The organism is Enterobacter cloacae complex sp. IR5458, assembly GCF_049238025.1.
GTDB lineage: Bacteria > Pseudomonadota > Gammaproteobacteria > Enterobacterales > Enterobacteriaceae > Enterobacter > Enterobacter kobei.
This window is the reverse complement of record NZ_JBMKIF010000047.1, coordinates 1-22,135: the sequence shown is the minus strand read 5'-3', so window position 1 is coordinate 22,135 and position 22,135 is coordinate 1. Positions and strand designations below refer to the sequence as shown.

Below are 22,135 nucleotides of genomic sequence, written 5' to 3'. Positions count from 1 at the left end.
GGCTTATGAAGACATTACTAACATCGGGGTGTACTAATCAACGGGGAGCAGGTCAGAGTCAATAGCCGATTTAGGTCACAGCACTCAATCTGTAATGTTTCCAGCACTACATTAGTCAGCCTTGTAACAAGCAGCAGGTAACACCTGTCGCAACTTACTGCGGTGGTATAGCTGATGCCTTCCATTCAACATGCAATCAATGTTCAGCAATCTGCAGCAAGATGTTGTTTGATATAGCTGTCCATATATCGGTTACGCTGACTTTAAATATATCTTTAATTTTTATTTATTTGGTTTGATTGGCTGGGTTTTTAATTAATGTTTGAATTTATATTCCAATCTTGATCTGTTTGTAAGATTTAAATACTAGTAAATGCTGCGTGGGTAGCAACCTGAATCTTACCATTTTTACTTTAATGGCAGGTCTCATTTGATCATTTTGCATGATCAACTTAGGCGGTTTTATCGGAGCATCTTACAAAGACTACACCATCAATCGTTTCCTCCCCTCTAGTTCGCAACTGAAGTGAATTGTCAAGACAATTTCTAGAGCGATCTTTTGCCTGCACTTTGTGGCCCTATACAGCCAGTATCTTGCGAAAGGGCGGCACATCAGGAGAACAGTGTGGAAAGAAGTGAAAACAATGACATGCAACTTGTAGATATGAAGTGGATCGCAGCAACGCTGAAAGTCACTGATAAATGGATTTATAAGCAAATTCAGGACGGAGAATTTATGAAGCCAATAAAACTTGGCAGAAGTTCTCGTTGGAGGCTAAGTGACATACACGAATGGTTGGAAAACCGCGTGAAGTGAACATGGACGGTATGTAATGGCAATATGTTGCAGAAAAGGGTGCAAAGAGAATATAGCATCTATTAGCTATGAATATGGTGTCAGGCTTTGTTATATCCACTTTAATAGACGGAAGGAATTGAGCCGAAAAAGGAATGTAAAGAAAGACATTCGCTGTAAAGTTTGTGGTGCTAATTTCTCTGAAACGAGAAATAATAAATTTTGCTCAAATAAATGCAAAGGGATTGGTATGAGAACCCTTAAGGATTCTGATAAAACTGAAATCCATAATCACTCGTACTGGCTTAACACAGAGGGGTTTATTAAAAACAATCCATTGCAATTGAATTCAATTAACGGTCTTGAGGATATCGCCAACATCATTTCACTATACCGAATTAAATCCCGATTACAGATTCCATGTAGCCATTTTTTGAAAAAGAAAATACGAGGCAACTGCAAAAAAAATGAACACAAACTAACTCCATTTATTAAGCTGGATTTAAGTCATAAGTATCCAAATTCAAAAGGAGGGATGAATGTACCAGAGAACATTATGATTGCACCTTCATTTATAAACAAAATGAATAAAGATAAAATCCCTGAAAATGATGCTTTTGAGATGTTTAATGGTCATTCTCTAAGTAAGAAAAGGAAGGATATGCCGCATAGTCTCATCAATTCTATCGTTAGAAATTATTCAGACGATGAAGTTAATGCATTGTTTTGTAAAATTGGCAAGCTGCCAAGAATAAAAAATGGACAAAGCAGATATTTAAATGCTGACGCAGTTTTCAACCAGGTTTTTATTTTTGATCTATTGAATGCGGAACTGATTCGCTTAAAAGAAAGAACCATCCTTTATTGTCTGAAATACATATGTAAGCTTTTTCGAAACAAAATAATTAAGTTTAAAGGTAAGCGTGTCACTTTTATTACCTGCTACTTTGATATGATTGCACTTGCTTTCTTTCATGCTTATTTGCGAGGCGATCCTGAACGCTTTTTATCCAGAATTAAGAGGTTCGTGTGGGTAATGGAAAATGGGAAGAAAACAATGTTAAGGGTACGTGCGCTTTTTTCTTCACTATCTCTGTTTAGGCGGTATTGTAAAAAACACCTGTCAATATCTGTTAGCGATCCTGCGTCTGCTAAAGAGAGTATATTAGACATTTATGCGAAGTTTTTTGCGGTTAAACCCTCCTACATTTCCGATGAGGGCTATCCGAGGTGGATTCGCAAATGCTAGTGAGGTGTGAATTCATTATTATCAAGTTCATCGCTAAGTATATCCATGAAATAATCGATCGCGTTCTTGATATTACGCAACTCAGTGCCTGAGGAATTAAGTGAGTTGTTTATTTCAGTGTTTTTTAAGATTACGCCTTTAGCTGCGCTCAATATTAAAGCATCGATGATAACGAATGTGTCAAGTGTGAGCAATTTCCTTTTTATTGTTTCAAAACTCAGCCAATTATCTATATCATTTTGCACTTGTTTTGGATATGACTGCCTTTCGAGTTTGATGATGCCTGCAATTTGGCTGGAGAGAATATAATCAGAGTAACGAAGATCAATTGTAATCCATAAATTAGATAAAGAGGCCATTTCAGTTGAGTAAGGATAATTATCTGGAATGATTTGGCTGGTCAGATGATTGATTTTATTAAAAACAGAGCTTAACTCAGGATTGGCGCTTCGGGCATTAGGGTAATCATTAGGAGTGAAGGGGAAGCATGCATGGCATGCTTCAAGAAAACGCATGTGCTCCTTTATACTGGGATGTGCATTTCTGGATTCATTAAAAATCCTTTCAAAGGTAAGTTTTTGCACAGCCTGTCTGGGGTTTTGTTTCCAGATAATTAAATCCACATTGTCTTGCTTTAAAATATCAAGGTTTTCGATGCGTGTTGACAACGTTTTTAACTTTTCCTTATTTGAATCGTTTTGCATGAATTTGTTTCGCAGAGTTCTCTTTTGGCTGTCAGAAAGCTTTTTATTATCAAAATCCATGCTGTTTATTTCCATGCGTTTGATTGCTCTTTCACAGTTAAAGAATAACTCTCTGCAGTAGAATGCATTCATTAACTCTTCTTTTTTATAGGTTGATATACGCCTGGAGTATAGTGCTTTGTTCTTTTTAATGAATTCCAGAACTTCTTTTTTTGCTTTTTCTTGATTGTGACTTTTCATTTTTTTATTCACGATTTAAATTTTCTTTAAATATATATCACCAGATTGACAGAGGCAAGCGATGCTTTCTTAATCAATTGATAAGGTGACATAATGAAATGCAATAAAGAATTAAATCAGCTGTATTCGCCACTTAGTCTGCTGCCCAGCAATGTTGCAGAGGAAGTCACTAAACGTCTGCACGACATTATTCATTACCAGCCCATCATCGGCATAATGGGAAAGACTGGTGCTGGGAAGTCGAGTTTGTGTAACGCACTGTTTCGCAGCACGGTCTCGGCCGTCAGTCATACCACTGCGTGTACCCGTGAGCCACAGCGTTTTACGCTGCAGGCAGGTGAACGCCAGGTGACGCTGATTGATCTGCCCGGGGTGGGCGAAAGCCCGGAGCGGGATGAAGAGTATCAGGCACTGTATCAACGTATCTGGCCGGAGCTGGACCTGGTGCTCTGGCTGATTAAAGCCGATGACCGGGCACTGACCCCCGACTGTGATTTTTATTTTCGGATGCTGTCACCAGGCAGTGCTGGGAGGGATAAGGTGCTTTTTGTCCTGACCCAAGCCGATAAAATCGAGCCTTCCCGTGAATGGAGCGGCTTTCTTAATCAACCTTCAGAGCAACAGTTAAAACACCTGAAGGAAAAGCAGCGCGCGGTGTGCTCGTTATTCAACCACCCGGCACTCCCGGTGATCACCGTATCAGCAGCCACTGGCTGGCATCTGCCTGAGCTGGTGGAGGTGCTGTTTCGCTCACTGCCTGCCCGCGCCAGCAGTGCCGTCAGTTCGGTCATCAGACCACAATACCGCACGCAAAAAATTGAGGCGCAGGCGCAACAGGATTTTGGCGATACGGTCAGCGACGTGATGACACACACCCTGTCGGAGCTGTCCCTTCCCTCCGCAGTGAATGCGGTGGTCAGTACCGTGATTAGTGCGGTGGTCTCTGTTGCCCGCAGTGTCTGGCGGTTTTTCTTCTGACGGCTGAAATGCCGTTATCCCGTGAGCAAATGCACCACTATGTGTGCACCTTGCATTCGCTCTCCGTTTGCCGGACACACCCTGTCCATTTTAGGTGTGGTGTATCCGGTTAAAAAACAGACTGAATACAGTCAGTGCCGCAGCCCGTACGGTACTGACGGGTGATAAAAATATTTTTCGCCCTGTCCATACCCTGACCCTCCCCCTGTTTACAGTAATCACATCTTTTTCAATACGTTCATCACGATGGAGAACATGCCATGTCACAGACTGAGCACCGCTATGACCGACTGGCGGTCAGACTGTCTCTCATTATCAGTCGTCTGCTGGCAGGCGAAACACTGAGCGTGAAGACACTGGCAGTCGAGTTTGGTGTCTCGGTACGCACCCTGCGCCGCGATTTTCGTGAGCGGCTGATATATCTGAACCTTGAGTACCGTCATGGGCACTGCCGATTGTTGTCAGATCCCGGTATGGCACAGCGTGCCCCGGGAACCCTGTGCTTTATGCGCAATGTTGGGCTTCAGCAGGTGTTTCCAGAAACGGACCTTCGCTTGGTAAACACGCTAACGGACAGTGAGGATATCTCATCCTGTCTGGTCTGGCAGGAGGACGCCGAAAGCGCCCCCGTCCGCCCCGGTCTCTTTTCCCGACTGGTCGATACCATCATTCAGCAGCAGTGCATCCGGGAACTGGCTGACGGTGTGCGGGCTGAACACCTGGCACCGTACCGGCTTATTTTCCTTGAGGGAGCGTTGTATCTGGTCGGTGAGCAGCACGGAAGGAGCGTTGTTCTGCCGCTGTCCGGGATCACCGCCATCACCGTCCTGAGTGAGGGCTTCGAGCGTCGTGATACGGTATGTCAACTCACCCGTCAGGTGGCCTTCATCCGGGCGCTGCCTCATTTCCCGGTCATGCACGACGTGATGGCTGCATCCCATTCTGCGCCACCTTTAACAGAGGAGAAGAGCCCTGCTGCAACTAACACGACGGGGTGACCATCAGGCCATCCCTTTCATTGTTGTCTATTACCTACTTAATAAGGAAACACCGTATGCATCCGCGTTATCGTCGCATGATTGCCAGCGCCCTGGCCCTCAGCAGTGTCAGTCTTTTTATCCCCACCGTAGCCCAGGCTGGATACAGTGATTACGAGGCATTCCGTCTGGTCAGAACGGAGAACAGCGCCGCGGGCGGGGCACAGAAAATCTGCACGTATCAGAGTATGGTCACCCGAAAATATGTCCAGTTGGACATGCCCTATACCTGCCAAGGCATGATGTTTCGCAACCGGAACGACGGGCTGTTTTACGACAGAACAAACTAACTCACTGAGTTTATGGAAATTGCCATGTTTAAGGAGGGCTGCTATGCCTTTGAGCCTTTGTCTCAGCCTGTCAACCCTAGTGGGGCTGATTATCACGGTTGTTGATACCCGTATTGTCGGGTTCGGGTATTCAGCATGGGCCGCCGTGCTGCAGTGTGTCCTGCCGGGCCTGGGCGTCTGGCTGGGTAATCTCATCCGAAAATGGATCATGCCGGATGCGGTTTACGGAAGTACCGGTGCCGTCATTCAGGCCCGTCTGCTCTGGGCGGTATTGCCCCAGTTTATTGGCTGGTTCATCGGATTTATAGTCGCCATGAGCATACTGGGTATCCGGGCCTGAGCCTCCCGCGACAAACTCAACGACGGGTATTCCCCCTTCCGCACACTTTGCTGTTTAACCCCCTACCACGGCCTGCTCAGTTGAGCAGGCCGTTTTCGTTTGTTTTTTTCTCACAGGAGTCTCGCCATGACCCGATTAGCCAGCCGCTTTGGTGCGGTAAATCTTATTCGCCGTGACCGTCCGTTAACCCGTGAGGAGTTAATGCATTATGTACCAAGTGTGTTCAGCGAAGACAAGCATGAGTCCCGAAGTGATCGTTATACCTGTATTCCGACCATTACCCTTCTCGATAACCTTCAGCGCGAAGGCTTCCAGCCATTTTTTGCCTGCCAGACCCGGGTTCGGGACCAGAGCAAGCGAGAGCACACCAAACACATGCTGCGCCTGCGTCGCGAAGGCCAGATCACTGGCAAACAGGTCCCTGAAATCATCCTGCTTAACAGTCATGACGGCTCCAGCTCATACCAGATGCTGCCGGGGCTGTTTCGTGCAGTCTGCCAGAACGGGCTGATTTGCGGTGAGAGTTTTGGTGAGGTACGTGTGCCACATAAAGGCAATGTGGTGGAGAAAGTCATTGAAGGGGCTTACGAAGTACTGGGGATATTCGACCGTGTGGAGGAGAAGCGCGATGCCATGCAATCGCTTTTGTTACCGCCACCAGCACAGCAGGCACTGGCCAAAGCGGCGCTCACGTACCGCTTTCGCGAAGACCACCAGCCGGTGACGGAATCACAGATACTTTCCCCACGCCGCTGGCAGGATGAGAGTAACGACCTGTGGACCACCTACCAGCGCATTCAGGAGAATCTGATTAAGGGCGGTCTGCCGGGCAGAACGACCAAAGGCAAGCGAGCTCATACCCGTGCGGTAAAGGGGATTGACGGGGACGTGAAGCTCAACCGGGCGCTCTGGGTCATGGCGGAGAATATGCTGCACCTAGCGTCCTGACACGCTGACTATCCGGAGTCACCATGACTGAATCGTTAACCCTGCCTCCCGGTTCGTTCTCACGTCAGCAGGCCGAAACCCTTATCCGTCTGTACCGTAATATCACCATTGAAGACGACCAGGGCAGTCACTTCCGCCTGGTGGTTCGCGACACCGAAGGCCGGACGGTCTGGCGGGCATGGAACTTTGAACCGGATGCCGGTGAAGGTCTTAACGGCTACATCCGGCAGTATGGCATCCACAAAGACACCGTTACCCGCTGACCCCGAAGCATTTACCCGCGACATCTCACCTTCCCGAACACGCTTTGTTAACCCCATACGCCAGCCCTCGCCGCTGGCGTTTTTTATTGACGGAGACATATCCATGACAACGCAGACGCAGTACGACCTCGCACCCGCTAACCAACCCGAATTTGAACTGACCGTCACGCCAGTCCCCGATGAACAGCGTATCGATTTCTGGCCGCAACACTTCGGCAGCATACCGCAGTGGCTAACCTTGGAGCCGCATATCTTCGCCTGGATGGACCGCTTCTGTACGACCTACGGCGGTGGTATCTGGTCGTTCCACACCCTGAGCAACAGCGGGGCATTTATGGCCCCCGAGTATGACAGTGACGATAAATGGCATCTGTTTAACTGTCTGAATGGCAACGATGCAGATATGAGTGCAGAAGCCGCCGGTATCGCGGTCTGCCTGATTGAATACAGCCACCATGCCTGTCGCACCGAATGCGATGCAATGACCGCACACTTCTACCGCCTGCGGGACTACGCCCTGCAGCATCCTGAAGCCCACGCCATTCTGCGTATCATCGACTGACCGGAGGAACAACGAATGAAACAGCTTTCCTTTTTACCCGGCGAGATGACGCCACACGACCGGCGTCTCATCCAGCGGGCGCTCAGGGCGCTGGACCGGCACCTGCATGAGCCCGGCGTGGCCTTCACCTCCACCCATGCTGTCCGTGAATGGCTGCGACTGCATATGGCCGCACTTGAGCGGGAAGCGTTCCGGGTGCTGTATCTGGACAACCAGAATCAGTTGATTGCCCATGAAACGCTCTTCACCGGCACGATTAACCGCACTGAAGTCCATCCCCGGGAAGTGGTCAAACGTGCTCTGCATTTCAACGCGGCGGCGGTGATACTGGCGCATAACCATCCTTCCGGTGAGACAACACCCAGCCAGGCTGACAAAGCCCTCACGCAGCGACTGGTGCAGGTGCTTCAGCTGGTGGATATCCGCGTCCCTGACCACCTGATTGTTGGCGGCAGGCAAATCTATTCGTTCGCAGAACACGGTCTGTTGTGAGGTATGACATGAAAATTATCAGTAAACGCCGGGCAATGACGATATACCGCCAGCATCCTGAGTCCCGGATCTTTCGCTACAGCAGCGGAAAATATCAGTGGCACGGCAGCGTCTGTCATTACACCGGCAGGGACGTTCCGGATATCACCGGAGTCCTCGCGGTATACGCCGAACGCCGCCAGGACCGCAACGGGCCTTATGCCTGCCTGATGAGTATTACCCTGAACTTACAATAAAAGGAGAGCCCCCATGACCCACATCATCTGGGGCCTGCAGCGGGCTATCACGCCGCGCCTGGGAGCCCGTCTGGTACAGGAGGGCAACCGGCTGCACTACCTGGCTGACCGGGCCAGCATCACCGGTATGTTCAGTGACGCCGAATGCCGGAAGCTGGATGACACATTCCCACACTTTATCCGCCAGATGGAATCGATGCTGACCACCGGTGAACTCAGCCCCCAACATGCCCACTGCGTCACCCTGTACCACAACGGTTTTACCTGTGAAGCCGACACCCTTGGCAGTTGCGGCTACGTATACATCGCCATTTATCCCACTCAGCGTTAATTACCTTCACGAGAGCAAACATGAAAACTTTACCTGCAACAACTCAGCGGGCAGCGAAGCCCTGCCTGTCACCCGTGGCTGTCTGGCAAATGTTACTGGCGCGTTTGCTGGAACAGCACTACGGTCTGACAATAAACGACACCCCATTCAGCGATGAAGTTGTTATACAGCAACATATCGATGCCGGTATCACCCTGTCAGATGCCGTGAATTTTCTGGTGGAAAAATACGAACTGGTCCGTATCGACAGGAAGGGATTTCGCTGGCAGGAACAATCCCCTTACCTTCGGGCTGTCGATATTCTGAGGGCAAGACAGGCAATAGGTCTTTTACGAGGATCTCATTGAGATATGGTAAGATGAAGTTTTCGAGTACGATATCTATTAAGCGGAATCGAACCAAAGACGGTTAGTTATTATTCAATGAATTCTGTCAAAATAACTTTTGGGGGCCTTATTGGGGGCCCCTTAACTTTATTAACAACAAATAAACCTTAACTATCAACAAATAAACCATACATATTCGAAGTCTGCAGGGGACACTTTGACCTTTCTCTCTTTTTTCAGCCAATTTCGCCCCATCAACTCATTGAGCAGAGGCGTCCTGTTTTATTTGAGCATAACGTGTTGCCAGTTGTTTTAAATGCAGCTCAAGTTGAGTCTTCTCCCCTTCAGGAAGTACATTTCCAGCAGGATACTGCGACAGTCGTCGGAGCTGTTCTTCAGCCGGTATCGATTGATTAAATGACTGCATAGCGGAAAAAACCACTGACTTCAGCTCACTGACGGTCATGTATTTCCCCTTCTGCTCATCCAGACCGTTCAGGCGGTGACTCAACTTCTCCAGCGTTGCCATCCCCTGATGCCAGCCGTTCAGTTGTTCTGTTGGTAACGCCGCGGCATTCCGTTGCTGCTGCCACTGCTGCACCAGAGGCTTAGCCTGCTCCGGCCACAACATCTCAGCCTGTTCCGTGAGTTTTCGGCTGTAAGTCATACTCCAGTCAGGAGGCAATTTATCCAGCTGGGCAAGTTGCTGCTGCGTTTGCGCGATCGCCGTTTTCGGTAACGAAGATTGCTGGCGCAACGTTTTAAGCTGTTCTGGTGACAGAGGTACAGGCAAAGGTGACAATGAGGCTGCAAGCTGAGCCTGTAGCGGGTCAGTACGGTGAAGATACTGCCAACTCCATAATGCAAGTGCGCTTATCACCAGCATGGTCCCCATCCCGGCGACGAAAGATTTCCACTTTTTCATCGGACCGGGTATTGCCGTCTGAACGTCAACATTCGCCGGGTACTCCGACTGTGCGACATACACCCATTTTACTGCTTCGCTCCGGGCGTTATCTTCTTCAACAGGACTACTGGCAGAGACGGTTGCTCCCTCGCTGTTTTCCAGCCGGACAGCACTGTTGTGCATCAGGGTACGCAACGTATCCAGCTGGCTATGATGCTTAAGCTCCAGGCGCTGCAGCACCTCTCCCAGCGCGGTGAGCCGTTGCTCAGCCTGGTACAGCTGGCTGAGGTCGCTGTAATTGAGCGGGAGCGAGCGCATCCGTTGCTGCAGATGCTGACTCAGACTGCTGAGGATTTCCATGCGGGCATGAACCGGCTGTGGCCACATCGCCCCCCACTGATGACTAATCAGCGCCTCCAGTATCGCCAGACCTTCATTGAGCCCGAATAATCCGGCCAGCTGCGTCCGAGCCAGCGTGTACCAGGCCAGCGTCTGAAGCTCCACGCCGTTCTGCTCAAACAGTGAAAGACAAAGTTTCTCGACATGCTGCCAGTTAACGTCTGGACGCGCCGGATGGGTGAGCTTACTCAGCTCATCACGCAGGGCGGTATAGTCCGGTAGCGTGCGCGGGTCGCCGCCGGTTTTGATTTTACGTGGGATAATGTCATTCATGGCCAGTCGTCCATTTGGCGTATCAGGAGTGAGTGAAGGTCGTCGTTTATGCGGCTTCGCGTGCTGCATATTCAGAGGGGGCTGCAGTACCCGCAGCTATGGCAGAAGCGCCAAAATCAGACCAAAAAATGTGCTCTCATCAAAACGCTGTCCAGAACGTGATAATGCACCCGCCGGAGTATAGGTCCAGTCGCTCACCGTACCTGAACGCATAAATAAACGCCCCAGTGACGATATGCTTCCTTTAGTGTGAAAGGCCGCTTCCACACATCCGGTCACGCCCTGACCGTACAAAAATACCGGCGTAAACGTTACAGACCGGTCGTCGTAATGCAGGACGATACCGGGAATGTCAAAAGCCCCGCCCTCCACCAGCAGGTCCGTGACCGATGCAGTGAACAGCTCCATATTCAGTCCGGTACCTGTCAGCCACGCGTCCATTTGCTCCTGAAGCTGTGCCATTCGCTGGCGGAACGCTGCAATATCGGCCTGAGTTTTACTGGTAAACGAAACCGGAACTGGCTGTCTGGCCTGTAGTTTTTTGAGGAACTGTGATTTTACTGACATGGTGTTTTCTGGCCTTACAGACGAGTTTTCGTATCGAGATATTGCTGTTGCTTAAGATGCCGCAGGAGAACCCGCCCTTCCGGCATAAACTCGGTGCCGTAGCGCACCAGGCCGATACCTTTGAGCTCAGCATCAATGGCATAACGCAGCTCGCCAGGTACGTTTTGCTCCAGCAGGACCACATCTATCCTTTTCAGGCGGGGTTCATATTTGAGCAGGACAGCCGACAGGGTGCCCATCAGTTCATGGGCGGTACCTGGCATACCCTGGAGGATTTTGGTCATATCCGGCAGGCCATAGTCGGGCAGATGCGCCAGCGTGCCGGCGCGGCAGTTGAGAACGCGCTGCATGTTATCCAGTACCGACAGAATGACCTGATTTTCCTCGCTGACCTGATGAAGATCTAAGCCGCCGGTGAAATTGCCGTAAAGCGTTTCATAAAGTGAAGGACTGGATGACTCACTCATCTTTCAGCACCTGCAGGGTCAATCGGTTGTTGCCCGCCTCAATAACCCGTGCTTTATCCGGATCAAGATCATCACGGCTCAGCACAACGCGCCAGGTATTGTTCGTCTGGTCCGGCGACATAAACATCCCTGCCACTGCCACGAACTGAGCGTCCTCCTCCATTGGCATATCCACCGTCGCAGCACCGCCCGGTTGCAGGCGGATATCTTTCTCTGCCACCAGATCTGCATTAATGGCCTCACTATCGGCTTTAAACAGAGACGGGTAGTCCGTGCTGTCGAAGGTCTTACGGTCTTTAAGTTGATAAATACGCACCACTGTCGACAGTGCTACACCACCGGCGTTGTTGTTCACGGCCTCGCGGGCACGGATATCGAGGTGGAGAATTTTTACCTGCTTATAAAAAATAGATTTGGTCACAGCAACGGTGCCGTCAGTCACTTTTTGAGTCAGCCCACAGCCCGTCAGCATCAGTGTGATACCGGCGGCCAGCGCAGCCAGAGGAAATTTACCAGCGGTAATCGCCATCTTCATCGGTCTCCCTGCGGTGTATATTTTCCTGTACCCGCTCATAGCGGCCAAGATTGATGGTTATTGTTTTGCAATGTGCGGCAGTGTTCGCCGCATTTAGCGGCCGCATTACGGCGGTGCGGCCCAACTGTACTGCGCCGACCTCAGGTTTAATGCTCATTGTCGCGTCCGGCAACAGGCTACGATCGACACACAACTGCAGGCGAACGTCGAGCCGTGACCCAAGATACACATGCAGCAATGCCATTAAATCCGTGTGAAGCTCGCCGCCTGGTAACCAGCCCTGTACTTCAGCCGGATTCGAGGTGTACAGACGCATCAGTACCTGACTGTTCACATCGGTGGCATAGCTGCCCATCACCGGGCGATTTGTCAGGGAGACGGGCTGGCTGACGCTCATGGTCAGTGGCTTCTTCAGCGGCACACGGCGTTTGTCATGGTGCCAGATTTTCGCCTGCGTGTTGGGTGCCAGCAGGCGCACCAGCGAGGCCATGCCTTCTGCGGTACGCCCCGGCAGTAACATGACCGGCAGCAGTGCCAGAAAGCGCGAAGCCGGGGTCGCGATACTGTCCGTGCAGCCGTTAATCCCGAGCCCGGCCAGTCCCAGCAGGTACTGCGAGGTTTTGTCCTTACCGCCTTCTTCGAAAGTCGCCGGGTATGAATATTTACGCCAGATACGGTAATACTGGGTAATCAGCCGATGGTTAAAGATATCGAGGAAATCCGCGGTGGCCTCATACCCTTCCCGTCGCTGGGTAATGTCATCGATATAGTGCGTCGGCAGTGGAGACTCCACGCCGTAGAGCCCCATAAAGGTGATACGTACAGTCGGCGGAAGATGCGGATACTCAGGCTGCTCAATCCCTTTGATTTCAGATGCCGGAAAACTCATGCCTGGATGGGGCCGGAAGCGCACCGGCTCATGCCGTACCTGCCATGTGCTGCCGGTGACCGGTTTATCCGGCTGGCTCTGCTCCAGCAACCGACAGAAACGGTAAAAATTCATGTATGGCAGCCGGTCACCCAGCAGCGCTATCAGCCGGGCAGGCGCGGACTGTGGTTCTCTTTCCACCGGATACATTTTCCTTCTGGCTGTACGATGAGGGTGAACTGGTTGAACTGGTTCATATCGGCATAAAGCGCAAAGAATCGGTTGAGCATTTCGCCGAACAGGTGAATATCGCCCTCACCAGTGAAGCCGTTGCTGTCGAGGGTCACTTCGATATCCAGCCCCCGCAGGAGGTAACCCTGCTCAAAACGTTGAAGGCGATGATGCGCCACCTGCTGAATCGCCTCCAGGCGTCGGGTGTTCAGTTCATCTTCCTGCCAGTTATACAGTGCAAGCGTCCCGCGCAGCACTTCAGCGGTGCTCATCATATTCAGGAATCCGGAGCCAAGGTGGCTCAGCACCCGCCAGTGGAAACGGTCTTCCGCTGGCGGGTAAACAGGCAGCGTTGGTTTGCAGAGGTTGCGTACTGAAAGTTGTGTACTGACCACCTGCTCACAACGGTCAAGCAGCGTGCTTTGTAGCGCACGGCGCGGCAGCTGGCCGTTGGTGCCGGTGATTTGCAGCGAGACAGCTTCACGCTCAAACAAGCGGTCATCTTCCCACTGGTGGCCACCGAGGATAAGCCAGGTGTCATACAGCCCGGTGACGCTGCGTTTCACACGGGTGTGGAAGTAACGGGGTGGTGCATGACGGCGCATCATCCCGCCCTTGTGCCTGAAGCTGCTGAACGGCACATACTCTGCATCACTGGTCCGGTTTGAGCCTGTCACCGAATCCACCGAATAAATCTCGGTGTGTCCGTCCTGCAGACGTTTGGGGCGCAGCAGGTACTCACTTTCAAGCCCGGTAATGGTGAGCGGGTCAGCTTCCAGTGTGAACAGGTTAATCACCGGCACACAGTGCAGACGAACCGCGTCATCGGTGACCGGCAGCTCTGATGGCCACGGTGTGCTGAACACGACTTCGATGTCGAAATACTCCGCTCCGGCAGGCGGTGTAATGCCATCCAGGCCGTTGAGGTGAACAAACATAAACTTGTCACGGAAGGTGAAATACTCCAGCAGCAGCTGGTAACCACTGAAGGCGGTATCGCCCTTCGGCCACAGGCTGTCTTCTTCCGCAAAACCACCCGGCGAGAAATACCCGTCGAGGCGAATACGGTCGGTCTGCCCGGGCAGACGCATATACAGGGCAGCCTGACGCCTGGTCAGCATCAGGTGCAGCTGGCTGCTGACGGGTGCATCCGCCCCGAGATAGAGGCTCAGGTGGCTAAGGTCAGCTCCGGACCAGTCTGCCTGGCTGCTGCAGGCAAAACGCATCCGCAACAGCGAACGACCGTCGGGCTCAGTGGTCATGGTAATGCCCGAAACGCTCAGGGGATTGAGCATCACATCTTGGGTGGTGCGGTAGCGACAGACGGTGTTCTTCGGCCCTACCGGACGGGAATATATCTCAAGACCCGCGGGCACCACTTCCGCCATTTTCATGGAATGCAGGGCCGGGGTCAGTGCCACCACCGAGAGGGACGGAATGGTGCGCAGGTAGTGTGGCCAGAGCATGCTGACCAGCCCTTCCGTCAGTTCCGGCAGGTCGTCGTCAATTTTTTCGCGCAGCCTCCCCATTGAGAAGGCAAACCCTTCAAGCAGACGTTCAACATACGGATCGGGTGTACCAGCCTTATCCAGGTCGAGCATTGCTGCCCGATCGGGGTGGGTTTGCGCGAACTCTTTCGCGGCTTCACGCAGGTAGCGCATTTCTGCGTCGTAATAACGCAGGGTTAAATCTTCCATTTATTCATATTCCTGTGGATCTAACCGCAAAGTACGGCGGCGCGAGCAGGGTCAACGGTTATCAGTCCGGCCAGCAGCTGGTCCATCACCGGCGTAAGGCGTGCTTTGTCAGCCTCGCTGCGACCGGCTTTCAGGCGCAGGAGTTTCAGATGGCGGGCCTGTACCTCAAACAGCAGCTCTGGCTCCCACTCACTGAGGGTCACTTCTCTTGCACGCTCACCCAGCTCTGCAAACAGATGCACCGCCAGGTCATTTTTTCCGTACTGCTCAGCAATGCGACCCATCAGCAGGCGCAACAGCCACTTCTGACGATCGGTGGTCATGCCCGGCCGGGTCTGCAACCAGCCCAGCGCGGCATCCAGGCCTTCACTGTCGGCCAGTGCCACGGCTTCCGGCTCCAGCGCCAGAATGTCATCGTTACCGGCGGTGACCGGGACTGATGGCGTGTCGTTGCCCCACCCGCCCGTGGTATCAAGCACGCTCTGCTGGATCCAGTTCAGCGTCACTTCGTCCGCAAACGGCGTACCGTCACTGAACGCCAGCGTCTCCAGCCCGGACAGGCGGGTCAGCAGTCCTTTCAGGTCGGCAGCAATGATGCCAGCCAGAGTGTCCTGACCTGATTTCGTCAGCGCCTGGTGAATGTACCACTGCAAATCCAGCCACAGGTGATTGGCACCGCGGGAAAAGGTGCTGTCCGCCGTTTCCAGCATCTCAGCCCAGTTTTGCTGCAGATACAAACGCTTGAGCAACGCACGCTGGTCTGCTCTTGTCGGTTCGATACGGGTACGCCCCTGTGCATCCGGTGCCGGAATGGCCCGCAGGGTGTCATGACGCAGGCTTTTCATCAGATGGTGAGCTGACAGCCAGCCATCCGGCTGTTCACGCAGGTATTCGGTGAGGGTGCGGGCCTGGGCCAGCAAATCCTGACCGGAGGTGATCCGCCCGATTGACGGGGCATCGCTGTGACCGATCGGGTTTTGCGGTTCGCTGCAGACATTCTGTGGCACCACCGCATCCACGCCCCCGCCTTTCTGCAACCGGCTTTCTAGCGCGCCATACAGCGCATTGAGCTCCGGGCGGGTTTCTTCCGCTTCTTTCTCCGTAAGATGTGCTAACAACAGCAGTGCACCGGTGGTACGTTCCGCATTTTCCCTGACGACTTCCGGGTAGAGAGAGAGGCTGTCAGTCATACGCGAACCGCCCAGCCATTCCAGCGCGGCCTTACGGCTGCGGTCACGCTGCGGGTGCAGCTGTGGTCCAAAGCGCTCCAGTAGTCCGGTCAGTAGTTCAAGGCCCTCAGCCAGCCCCTGCTCGCCTTCACGATGCAGCTTTGCCCAGCAGTAGTACGTCGCGATGCGAATGTCTTTGGCAGTGGTGGTCAGCAGCTTCTCCGCCAGACGACAGATGAGTTCGATATCCGCGCCGGAGAGTTTATTGACCTCTTCTCGCATCTGCTGGAAGTCATCGTCATAGCCTGGGTCTTCGCCAGCGGGCGAGGGTCCGGACAGTGGCTGCAGCCAGTTATCCCACTGCGCCACACGCTCACGGGTTGCTACAAGTAATGGTTCCTCTTCTGCCTGACAGGCACTCAGTAACGTGTTCAGCGTACTCATCAGTAGACCTCCTCTGCATCGCTGGCGACCTGACCTGATGCCGCAGCGCCGGTCGTGCTGAATATGGTTTCCGGGAGGCGGAAGTTACGCAGCTTCAGCAGCGCCAGCGGCCCCTCACCCGCTTCAGTACGCAGGGTATAATTGAGCATGCGACCGTCCGGGGCCTTCCAGCTCAGGCTGTAGCTGCTGCCCACGCCCGGATATGCTTTTACGCTGGCTTTATCGAGCATGCGAATCAGCCCCCAGCTACCCGGAATATCGGCGTACTGACGGGTCCCGGCCTGCGTGCTAATCCAGCTCAGGTTGGCCCCCGGGGCTTCAGTATCAGCAGGCCAGGTGAAGCGCTTCCACGCCGGCATCTGGTTCACATAAGTCAGCTTCTGGCTGTCGATAATCATGTCGGTCTGCATCACACCATCGGCTGTGCCCGGGCGCAGTTCAAAGTTCATGCCAGCATTGCCTTCGGTGAAGGCCACATCCGAAATGTGACTCAGGGTGTTAATGGCGTTGAGGAATGCCGGGTTAAAGGCGAGGCCCTGCGAGTTGATGCTGTCAGGTACCCAGTGGTTGCCCTCTCTGTGCAGCACACCTTTGAGGCGGGTCTGCAGGAACCGGGCGATACGCCCGGAATCCGCGTTGAGGTATTTGGCGAGCAGCGGAAGAGAAACATCGCTGCTGGAGTTGTTAAATGGATAACGGCCTCCAAAAGCACTGTTCCACTCAGCCACGACGGCCTGCTGCCACTGGGCATTGAGGCTGTCGGCCGCCGGGGTCAGCACCTGCTGCCAGGCCTGCTCCATGGGATTCACAAACACCGTCCGCCCAAATCCGCTCCACTCCTGCCCCAGACCGGCGGCGATCAGACTGCCGTAGTCACGGGTTTCAGTCAGATCCACGGCTTTTCCCTGGAATACCGTCTGGGCAATGGTCTGAGTCATCGCCTGCGGGTCGGCGGCGTTGGTCACCTGCTGAAGGCGCAAACGGACCTGCGTCACGCGGGTCAGGTACGACTGCAGGCTCAGTTCCTGCGCACCGGTGCGGCTCTTGTCCATCAGGGCCAGTACCGGACCAAAGGACGCATCCAGCGGCCCGTGAACACCGGCACTCTGGTCAAAGGCATCTTTGTTGTCACCGCCCAGCAGGTTCTTCGCGGATTTCACCAGGGAGTCAGAAATCGCCTCGCTGGTCTGTCCGGTGCGTCCCTGCACATTGAGGGTGTTCATCAGCGCCACAAGAGGGGACTGGCGCACATCGGCCATCAGCGTCAGCTGGTCAATGGAGTCCGACAACGTCGCGGCCTGGTTCCAGCGCAGACTGTTCAGAAACTCCAGCCAGGCACCACCAAAGTCGGCGAAGTAACGCTCCGTCAGGCGTTGCTTCAGCGCTTCCGGTGAGGTTTCATCCTGTTTATTCACCTGACGCTTACTGTCCGTGAGCACCCAGTCGAGTTCATCCCGGCGAGCTTTCACCACTTTTTCAATAGCGGGCTGCACCGCCTGCTCCCAGGCCTGGCGGGTAAACATGCCCGGCACAATTTCGGTGGTGCTGAACAGACGGGATGCATCGGTATCCCCGGTCATATCTTCGAGGCGCATATCGACATACAGGTGCGCCACCTGAGAGAGCATCTTCTGGTACAGCGTTGATTCACTGTTACGCACGCCCATCAGGCGAACCAGCAGGGAACGCGCCTGGCTGACCATGCCCTCATCAGTACGGAGTTTCCACTCCGGATGCGCAATCAGTTGCGCGCCCCAGAACGACAACAGAGAGGGAGCCATCCCCTGCCAGACCCCGTCTTTCACACCGTTACGCTTGGGCCAGTCGTTCAGCAAAGCAGAGCTGAACCAGGCGGCATCCATATGTTCCGGACGGGCCAGCATCAGGTAGAGCTTGAGCTGGTCATAAGTGGTTTTTGCCATCTGCTCACGCAGCGGGCTGTCCGGCGGCAGTGCATTAAAGGCATTAATCTGTTTTTGCAGATGGTTTGCAGATGCATCCCGCAACAGCGGCAGTGCGCTATCCTGATAACGCGGCCAGAGTGCCGCCAGCAGGGCGTTGTTCTGGCTCAGCCCGGCCTTCTCGTACCACGGCACGCCATGCTCTGAACGGTATTGCAAACGAGCCAGGGTTTTCTGCAGTTCAGACAGGGCATGCAGGCGCTGCTCCAGCGGCTGATTCTGTCGGGCGGCAAGTGCGGCCTGTACATTAGCACCGTCAATCTGGCTGCGGTTGGTGACATATGCGATGCCCATCCACACAGCCCAGCCCATCATCGCCAGGGCGACAACCGATGCAAACACTTTACGCCATGGAATGCCCGGTTTGCGCGGACGCAGTCCGACAGGCAGCATCCGAACAGATTCAGGCAGCACATCCCAGCGTTTATCCATGCCCCAGTGGTGCTGAACGCTGCGCTCAGTACCAGCTGAAGGCTGGCTGAACGCGATGCCCGCCAGCGGCAGCGGGCGGTACGGATTAAGCATCACCGACAGCGGTGCGGTCACACTCTGTGGCTCACGAATGAGCTGGTCGGCAAGCGTCAGTAAGAAGTTATGTTTCACCTCACTGCAGGTCTGCTGCAGACCCTGTGAAGTCAGATCTGGCGTCAGGGCGGAGAGTTGCTCTGCCAGCGCTTCGGTACGACAATCGGCAGGCAACAGACAGCCAGTCGCCTGAGTAATGCGACCTTCCGGTTTACCGGCGCGCGGGTGCAGGGACCAGACATACAGCGGAAGCTTCCAGCCCAGCGCATCCATGCGGCTGCTGATGGCATGAGACAGGGAATCCATGGTGCTTTCTGACGGTACCGGCGGCGGCTGCTCCAGCCCTGGTACTGAGAGTTGGTCAAAAGCCGAGGTCACCCACACCAGTCCGTCAGCCGGGCGATGGCGCAGTTTACGCAGCGCGGTCAGCCAGGCACTGTCGGCTGGGGTATTGAGGTCGCCGCCCCACAGCAACAGCGTGCCCCGGTCTTCCTGCCAGAGCTGGCCCGTCAGGCCTGGGGTCAGTTGCTCCACTTCAGCGGCGGGGCCAGTTATCAGCAGAATGCGCGTTTTACAGCCCCAGCGGCGACCGTAGAGGTTGCGCATGGCGAGGCGGATGGTATCAACGGTGACATTGCGAGGCGGAGTCAGGGCAACTCTTGATTCATCAGAAGGCAACGCATTGTTCTTCTGCTCCCGCCAGCGGTGATACTTTTCCCGCATGTACCGGAACATGAACGGCGTATAGAAAACAATTAGCAATACTATCCATACGGCAACAAATGCAAGCACTTGCTTCAGTCGGGTATCAAGGCCATACGAGGGCCCCAAATGCAGGATCAAGGCCACTATAATCGCTGAGATGCAGGCTATTATGCCGACAAGCCCCCCTCTGCTCCATGTACTACCCGGCATCATTATTTCCACTCCCTGAGGTAACAGTACTGACAAAACGATCAGCACCTGAGGTAAACAGCCCTAAAACAGGTTTGTTGCTGACGAACACTATGTCGGCCAGTAATGTGGCTAAAAGCCACGCACTCCCGCCCCCTGGAATTCCGTTATATTTTTCCAGTACATCAATTTCCTGGGGCACCCATGGTGTCAGATGCGATTGAGACGCGGTCATTAGATCAGCAAACCAGCCATTCCAGTGCCCGTAATCACAAAACACGTTTGACGTCTGACAGGCGATCGTTTGTGTTTCGAGGAACAAACCTATATCAGCCCTGAAATTAGTCATGTCCAGCGGCATCGGTCGCAATATGCGGGCAGAGTGTGAAAGCTGGTATTTTTCAGCAACATCATCGCTGGTAAGTACCATCGCTGCGAGTGCATCGGAATACTGTTCAGCACCCTGATGCTGCAATATCAGGATCAGATCGATATCGAAAACGGGATTTTTCAGGCGCTCTTCGATCCAGGCAAAAGAGAGAGTTTTACAAAACGAAACCGAACCTGTCAGCACACGACCAGGGTAAATTCTTCCCCATGATTCACGAAACCGTGTCTCAAAGTCCGGCGAAGTCAAGTCGCTCACAATGGTAACATTGAACGGCACTATCGCAGGCAACATAGCGATCGCGCTTTGTACACCGGCCAGACCCTGTTCGAGTAAGGAAGTGGACTTCGCTGATTGCGCATCAAAATGGCAGGTCAGTGAAAGAAATTGCGGCCCGTCTGCAGCATCTGATTTGGCAATGGCGTAAGAGGTCACTCCGGAAGGTAGCAGTATGCTGCTTCCAAGTACGGCCAGATAGCGTCCAGCCCAGGCTTCCCACTGTTGCTGTCCGTATTCAGCTTCCTTCTGCAAAAACTGATGTTCATTGACCGTTCTGCCCCACAACCATCCCCGCAAACAAAACAGGAAAAACCAGCCAAGAACCGGGCTGGATGCCAGCCACCAGATATTGAATACAGCCAGTGCCTTAACCATGCCTGATGCATGCAAGATAAACAGCAAAATACCCACAACCGCGGCAACACCACCTGCCAACAGCCATCCCGTTAAAGATGGCTCAGGAGGCAACTCCATTGTTGTTGCTTTCGTCCTTTCCCAGCCCATTGATTATCCTACCGTGCTGTTCTGAGCACTTGAAATTACAGTACAACCGCACTGGCATTTGCAGCCATCGACGACAACAGCGCGACCATTGAATGTCCGATGCGGTGATCCTTCTACAATTGGATTTGTGCCATGACCTTCAATCGGGCAACTCACCATGTCCCCGACTAATGCTGCTTTTTTTCCGTCAACTGTCATAGCGGAAGAGGCGGAAATCACTTTCCCACCATGAGACGTTTTGTCACCAAGTAAAACCAGACCTTTTGCCATATTTCATTCTCGATAAAAAAATCAATTAATTTTCATCTTGTCAACTTTATCAAAATCAGGGAAAAGCGTTTTTTCAGGGGCAATACTTCCATCCGGATAAATAATTTGGGGATATTTACCTTTTATTTTTTTTCTAACCCGACAAATTTTGTTATTTTCCCCTCATCTATTTCAGGAGAAAACCTCACCAAACTAATCTCTCCGACACGTAATGACAGGAAGTCTTTTTTACCAAATAAAGATAAGCTGTTCTCTCTCCCCCCATTTTTCTCTCTCTTATGTAAGGATAATATTTAGGGGATAAATCTATATTTCCAGTGACAAAGGTAAATTGTCCATTACGCGAGGCATCATTATCAAAAGCAAGCGTTACACCTACCGCAGTACCGGGTACAAGATCCTTACCAAGATGTGTTGCGTCTATATACTCGATACCTAAATTGACCGCACTCAACGTCCATTTACACGAGCCACCACCGGTCATAGCAACCTTTGCTTTCCAGATATCCCCGCTCTCTTGCTGCATGGGGATCCCAATAACGTTATAGCTGGGTTCTGTGATAACGGAGCCATCAAAGCCACTGATTCTTTTTTTCATGCATTCATACGAGATGTATCTGACCTCAAGCGGAAACGGTTTCGTATACTGAGACGGGTTTTTTACTTCAATATTGACCCATTTTGTATCGGCCGGTGGAGATAACGTTTTATTTACGGCCCGACTTATGCTGCAACCCGCCGAGGAAAACAACACCAGGGAAAGCAGAATAATTTTTGATTGATTATACATTTTCCATCACCTCTTCTCCGTATTGATCAAACCGTAAAGCATAATACTAGCGCATAAGCATGATAGTTAATTAACCCGACACACGTTAAATGCAATATCTTTCCATTATTATTTACCCACCTTCATCTTATCGACTTTATCGAAGTCAGGAAATACAGTCCCATCGGATATAACA

Annotated in this window: 25 protein-coding genes; 13 read left to right on the top strand and 12 right to left on the bottom strand. The window is 52.5% G+C overall.

Translation table 11 applies throughout. The annotated features are described in order from the left end of the window. The first annotated feature begins 649 nt into the window (after positions 1 to 649). Together ACOTYN_RS23625 and ACOTYN_RS23620 are read left to right on the top strand one after the other, a co-directional pair. Positions 650 to 817, top strand: coding sequence for a helix-turn-helix transcriptional regulator (locus tag ACOTYN_RS23625; RefSeq protein WP_044593897.1), 168 nt, complete (start codon positions 650 to 652; stop codon positions 815 to 817). 229 nt (positions 818 to 1,046) lie between these two features. Beyond that, positions 1,047 to 2,045, top strand: a complete 999-nt coding sequence (locus ACOTYN_RS23620) for a hypothetical protein (RefSeq protein WP_015386466.1) — start codon at positions 1,047 to 1,049, stop codon at positions 2,043 to 2,045. Here the strand turns inward: ACOTYN_RS23620 and ACOTYN_RS23615 are convergent. Beyond that, entirely contained in the window at positions 2,042 to 3,001 is a 960-nt protein-coding gene (locus tag ACOTYN_RS23615; protein ID WP_058691042.1) for a hypothetical protein, read from the bottom strand. The two genes, ACOTYN_RS23620 and ACOTYN_RS23615, sit on opposite strands and share 4 nt — an antisense overlap. An 81-nt stretch (positions 3,002 to 3,082) precedes the next feature. On the opposite strand from ACOTYN_RS23615, the gene ACOTYN_RS23610 reads away from it, so the two are divergent. From ACOTYN_RS23610 to ACOTYN_RS23560, 11 genes are all read left to right on the top strand, one after another. After that, a complete protein-coding gene (locus ACOTYN_RS23610) occupies positions 3,083 to 3,967 on the top strand; it encodes a GTPase family protein (RefSeq protein ID WP_007869717.1) in 885 nt (294 codons plus the stop codon). Positions 3,968 to 4,227: 260 nt separating this feature from the next. Next, positions 4,228 to 4,965: a DeoR family transcriptional regulator gene (locus tag ACOTYN_RS23605; RefSeq protein WP_044593432.1), complete on the top strand. Its 738-nt coding sequence runs from the start codon at positions 4,228 to 4,230 to the stop codon at positions 4,963 to 4,965. Positions 4,966 to 5,021: 56 nt separating this feature from the next. Continuing rightward, positions 5,022 to 5,294 carry a hypothetical protein gene (locus ACOTYN_RS23600; protein ID WP_007869719.1) on the top strand — a complete coding sequence of 91 codons (273 nt, stop codon included), beginning with the start codon at positions 5,022 to 5,024 and terminating at the stop codon, positions 5,292 to 5,294. Between the two features lie 43 nt (positions 5,295 to 5,337). Then, a complete protein-coding gene (locus ACOTYN_RS23595; protein ID WP_202402041.1) occupies positions 5,338 to 5,634 on the top strand; it encodes a permease in 297 nt (98 codons plus the stop codon). Between the two features lie 126 nt (positions 5,635 to 5,760). Further along, a complete protein-coding gene (locus tag ACOTYN_RS23590; RefSeq protein ID WP_007869723.1) occupies positions 5,761 to 6,582 on the top strand; it encodes a DUF932 domain-containing protein in 822 nt (273 codons plus the stop codon). 23 nt (positions 6,583 to 6,605) lie between these two features. Further along, entirely contained in the window at positions 6,606 to 6,845 is a 240-nt protein-coding gene (locus ACOTYN_RS23585) for a DUF905 domain-containing protein (protein ID WP_007869725.1), read from the top strand. Positions 6,846 to 6,948: 103 nt separating this feature from the next. Next, positions 6,949 to 7,407: an antirestriction protein gene (locus tag ACOTYN_RS23580; protein WP_013098170.1), complete on the top strand. Its 459-nt coding sequence runs from the start codon at positions 6,949 to 6,951 to the stop codon at positions 7,405 to 7,407. Between the two features lie 15 nt (positions 7,408 to 7,422). After that, positions 7,423 to 7,899 carry a RadC family protein gene (gene radC, locus ACOTYN_RS23575; RefSeq protein WP_013098171.1) on the top strand — a complete coding sequence of 159 codons (477 nt, stop codon included), beginning with the start codon at positions 7,423 to 7,425 and terminating at the stop codon, positions 7,897 to 7,899. An 8-nt stretch (positions 7,900 to 7,907) separates the two neighbouring features. Next, a complete protein-coding gene (locus tag ACOTYN_RS23570) occupies positions 7,908 to 8,135 on the top strand; it encodes a DUF987 domain-containing protein (RefSeq protein ID WP_013098172.1) in 228 nt (75 codons plus the stop codon). A gap of 13 nt (positions 8,136 to 8,148) precedes the next feature. Next, entirely contained in the window at positions 8,149 to 8,466 is a 318-nt protein-coding gene (locus tag ACOTYN_RS23565) for a type IV toxin-antitoxin system YeeU family antitoxin (protein WP_007869729.1), read from the top strand. A gap of 20 nt (positions 8,467 to 8,486) precedes the next feature. Continuing rightward, positions 8,487 to 8,813: a TA system toxin CbtA family protein gene (locus tag ACOTYN_RS23560; protein WP_007869731.1), complete on the top strand. Its 327-nt coding sequence runs from the start codon at positions 8,487 to 8,489 to the stop codon at positions 8,811 to 8,813. 238 nt (positions 8,814 to 9,051) lie between these two features. On the opposite strand, the gene ACOTYN_RS23555 is transcribed toward ACOTYN_RS23560, so the two are convergent. The 11 genes from ACOTYN_RS23555 to ACOTYN_RS23505 form a co-directional block, all read right to left on the bottom strand. After that, positions 9,052 to 10,371: a VasL domain-containing protein gene (locus ACOTYN_RS23555; RefSeq protein ID WP_332959304.1), complete on the bottom strand. Its 1,320-nt coding sequence runs from the start codon at positions 10,369 to 10,371 to the stop codon at positions 9,052 to 9,054. Positions 10,372 to 10,467: 96 nt separating this feature from the next. Further along, positions 10,468 to 10,938, bottom strand: coding sequence for a hypothetical protein (locus tag ACOTYN_RS23550; RefSeq protein WP_023331000.1), 471 nt, complete (start codon positions 10,936 to 10,938; stop codon positions 10,468 to 10,470). A gap of 14 nt (positions 10,939 to 10,952) precedes the next feature. After that, positions 10,953 to 11,405 (bottom strand): type VI secretion system baseplate subunit TssE, encoded by a 453-nt coding sequence (tssE, locus tag ACOTYN_RS23545; protein ID WP_023331001.1) that lies wholly within the window; start codon positions 11,403 to 11,405, stop codon positions 10,953 to 10,955. Further along, positions 11,398 to 11,934: a type VI secretion system lipoprotein TssJ gene (gene tssJ, locus ACOTYN_RS23540; RefSeq protein ID WP_074165035.1), complete on the bottom strand. Its 537-nt coding sequence runs from the start codon at positions 11,932 to 11,934 to the stop codon at positions 11,398 to 11,400. Before tssJ ends, tssE begins: the two co-directional genes overlap by 8 nt. Next, positions 11,915 to 13,018 carry a type VI secretion system baseplate subunit TssG gene (gene tssG / locus ACOTYN_RS23535; RefSeq protein WP_045281768.1) on the bottom strand — a complete coding sequence of 368 codons (1,104 nt, stop codon included), beginning with the start codon at positions 13,016 to 13,018 and terminating at the stop codon, positions 11,915 to 11,917. Before tssG ends, tssJ begins: the two co-directional genes overlap by 20 nt. Then, positions 12,973 to 14,736 (bottom strand): type VI secretion system baseplate subunit TssF, encoded by a 1,764-nt coding sequence (tssF, locus tag ACOTYN_RS23530; RefSeq protein ID WP_071922001.1) that lies wholly within the window; start codon positions 14,734 to 14,736, stop codon positions 12,973 to 12,975. The genes tssG and tssF overlap by 46 nt, the downstream gene beginning before the upstream one ends. 20 nt (positions 14,737 to 14,756) lie before the next feature. Then, positions 14,757 to 16,349, bottom strand: coding sequence for a type VI secretion system protein TssA (gene tssA / locus ACOTYN_RS23525; protein WP_332959300.1), 1,593 nt, complete (start codon positions 16,347 to 16,349; stop codon positions 14,757 to 14,759). Further along, positions 16,349 to 19,558: an ImcF-related family protein gene (locus ACOTYN_RS23520; protein WP_416173948.1), complete on the bottom strand. Its 3,210-nt coding sequence runs from the start codon at positions 19,556 to 19,558 to the stop codon at positions 16,349 to 16,351. The genes tssA and ACOTYN_RS23520 overlap by 1 nt, the downstream gene beginning before the upstream one ends. A 181-nt stretch (positions 19,559 to 19,739) precedes the next feature. Next, positions 19,740 to 20,900 carry a hypothetical protein gene (locus ACOTYN_RS23515; RefSeq protein ID WP_071921999.1) on the bottom strand — a complete coding sequence of 387 codons (1,161 nt, stop codon included), beginning with the start codon at positions 20,898 to 20,900 and terminating at the stop codon, positions 19,740 to 19,742. A 3-nt stretch (positions 20,901 to 20,903) separates the two neighbouring features. Then, positions 20,904 to 21,170: a PAAR domain-containing protein gene (locus ACOTYN_RS23510; RefSeq protein ID WP_071921998.1), complete on the bottom strand. Its 267-nt coding sequence runs from the start codon at positions 21,168 to 21,170 to the stop codon at positions 20,904 to 20,906. A gap of 184 nt (positions 21,171 to 21,354) precedes the next feature. Continuing rightward, a complete protein-coding gene (locus tag ACOTYN_RS23505; RefSeq protein ID WP_252070849.1) occupies positions 21,355 to 21,960 on the bottom strand; it encodes a hypothetical protein in 606 nt (201 codons plus the stop codon). Positions 21,961 to 22,135 lie beyond the last annotated feature (175 nt).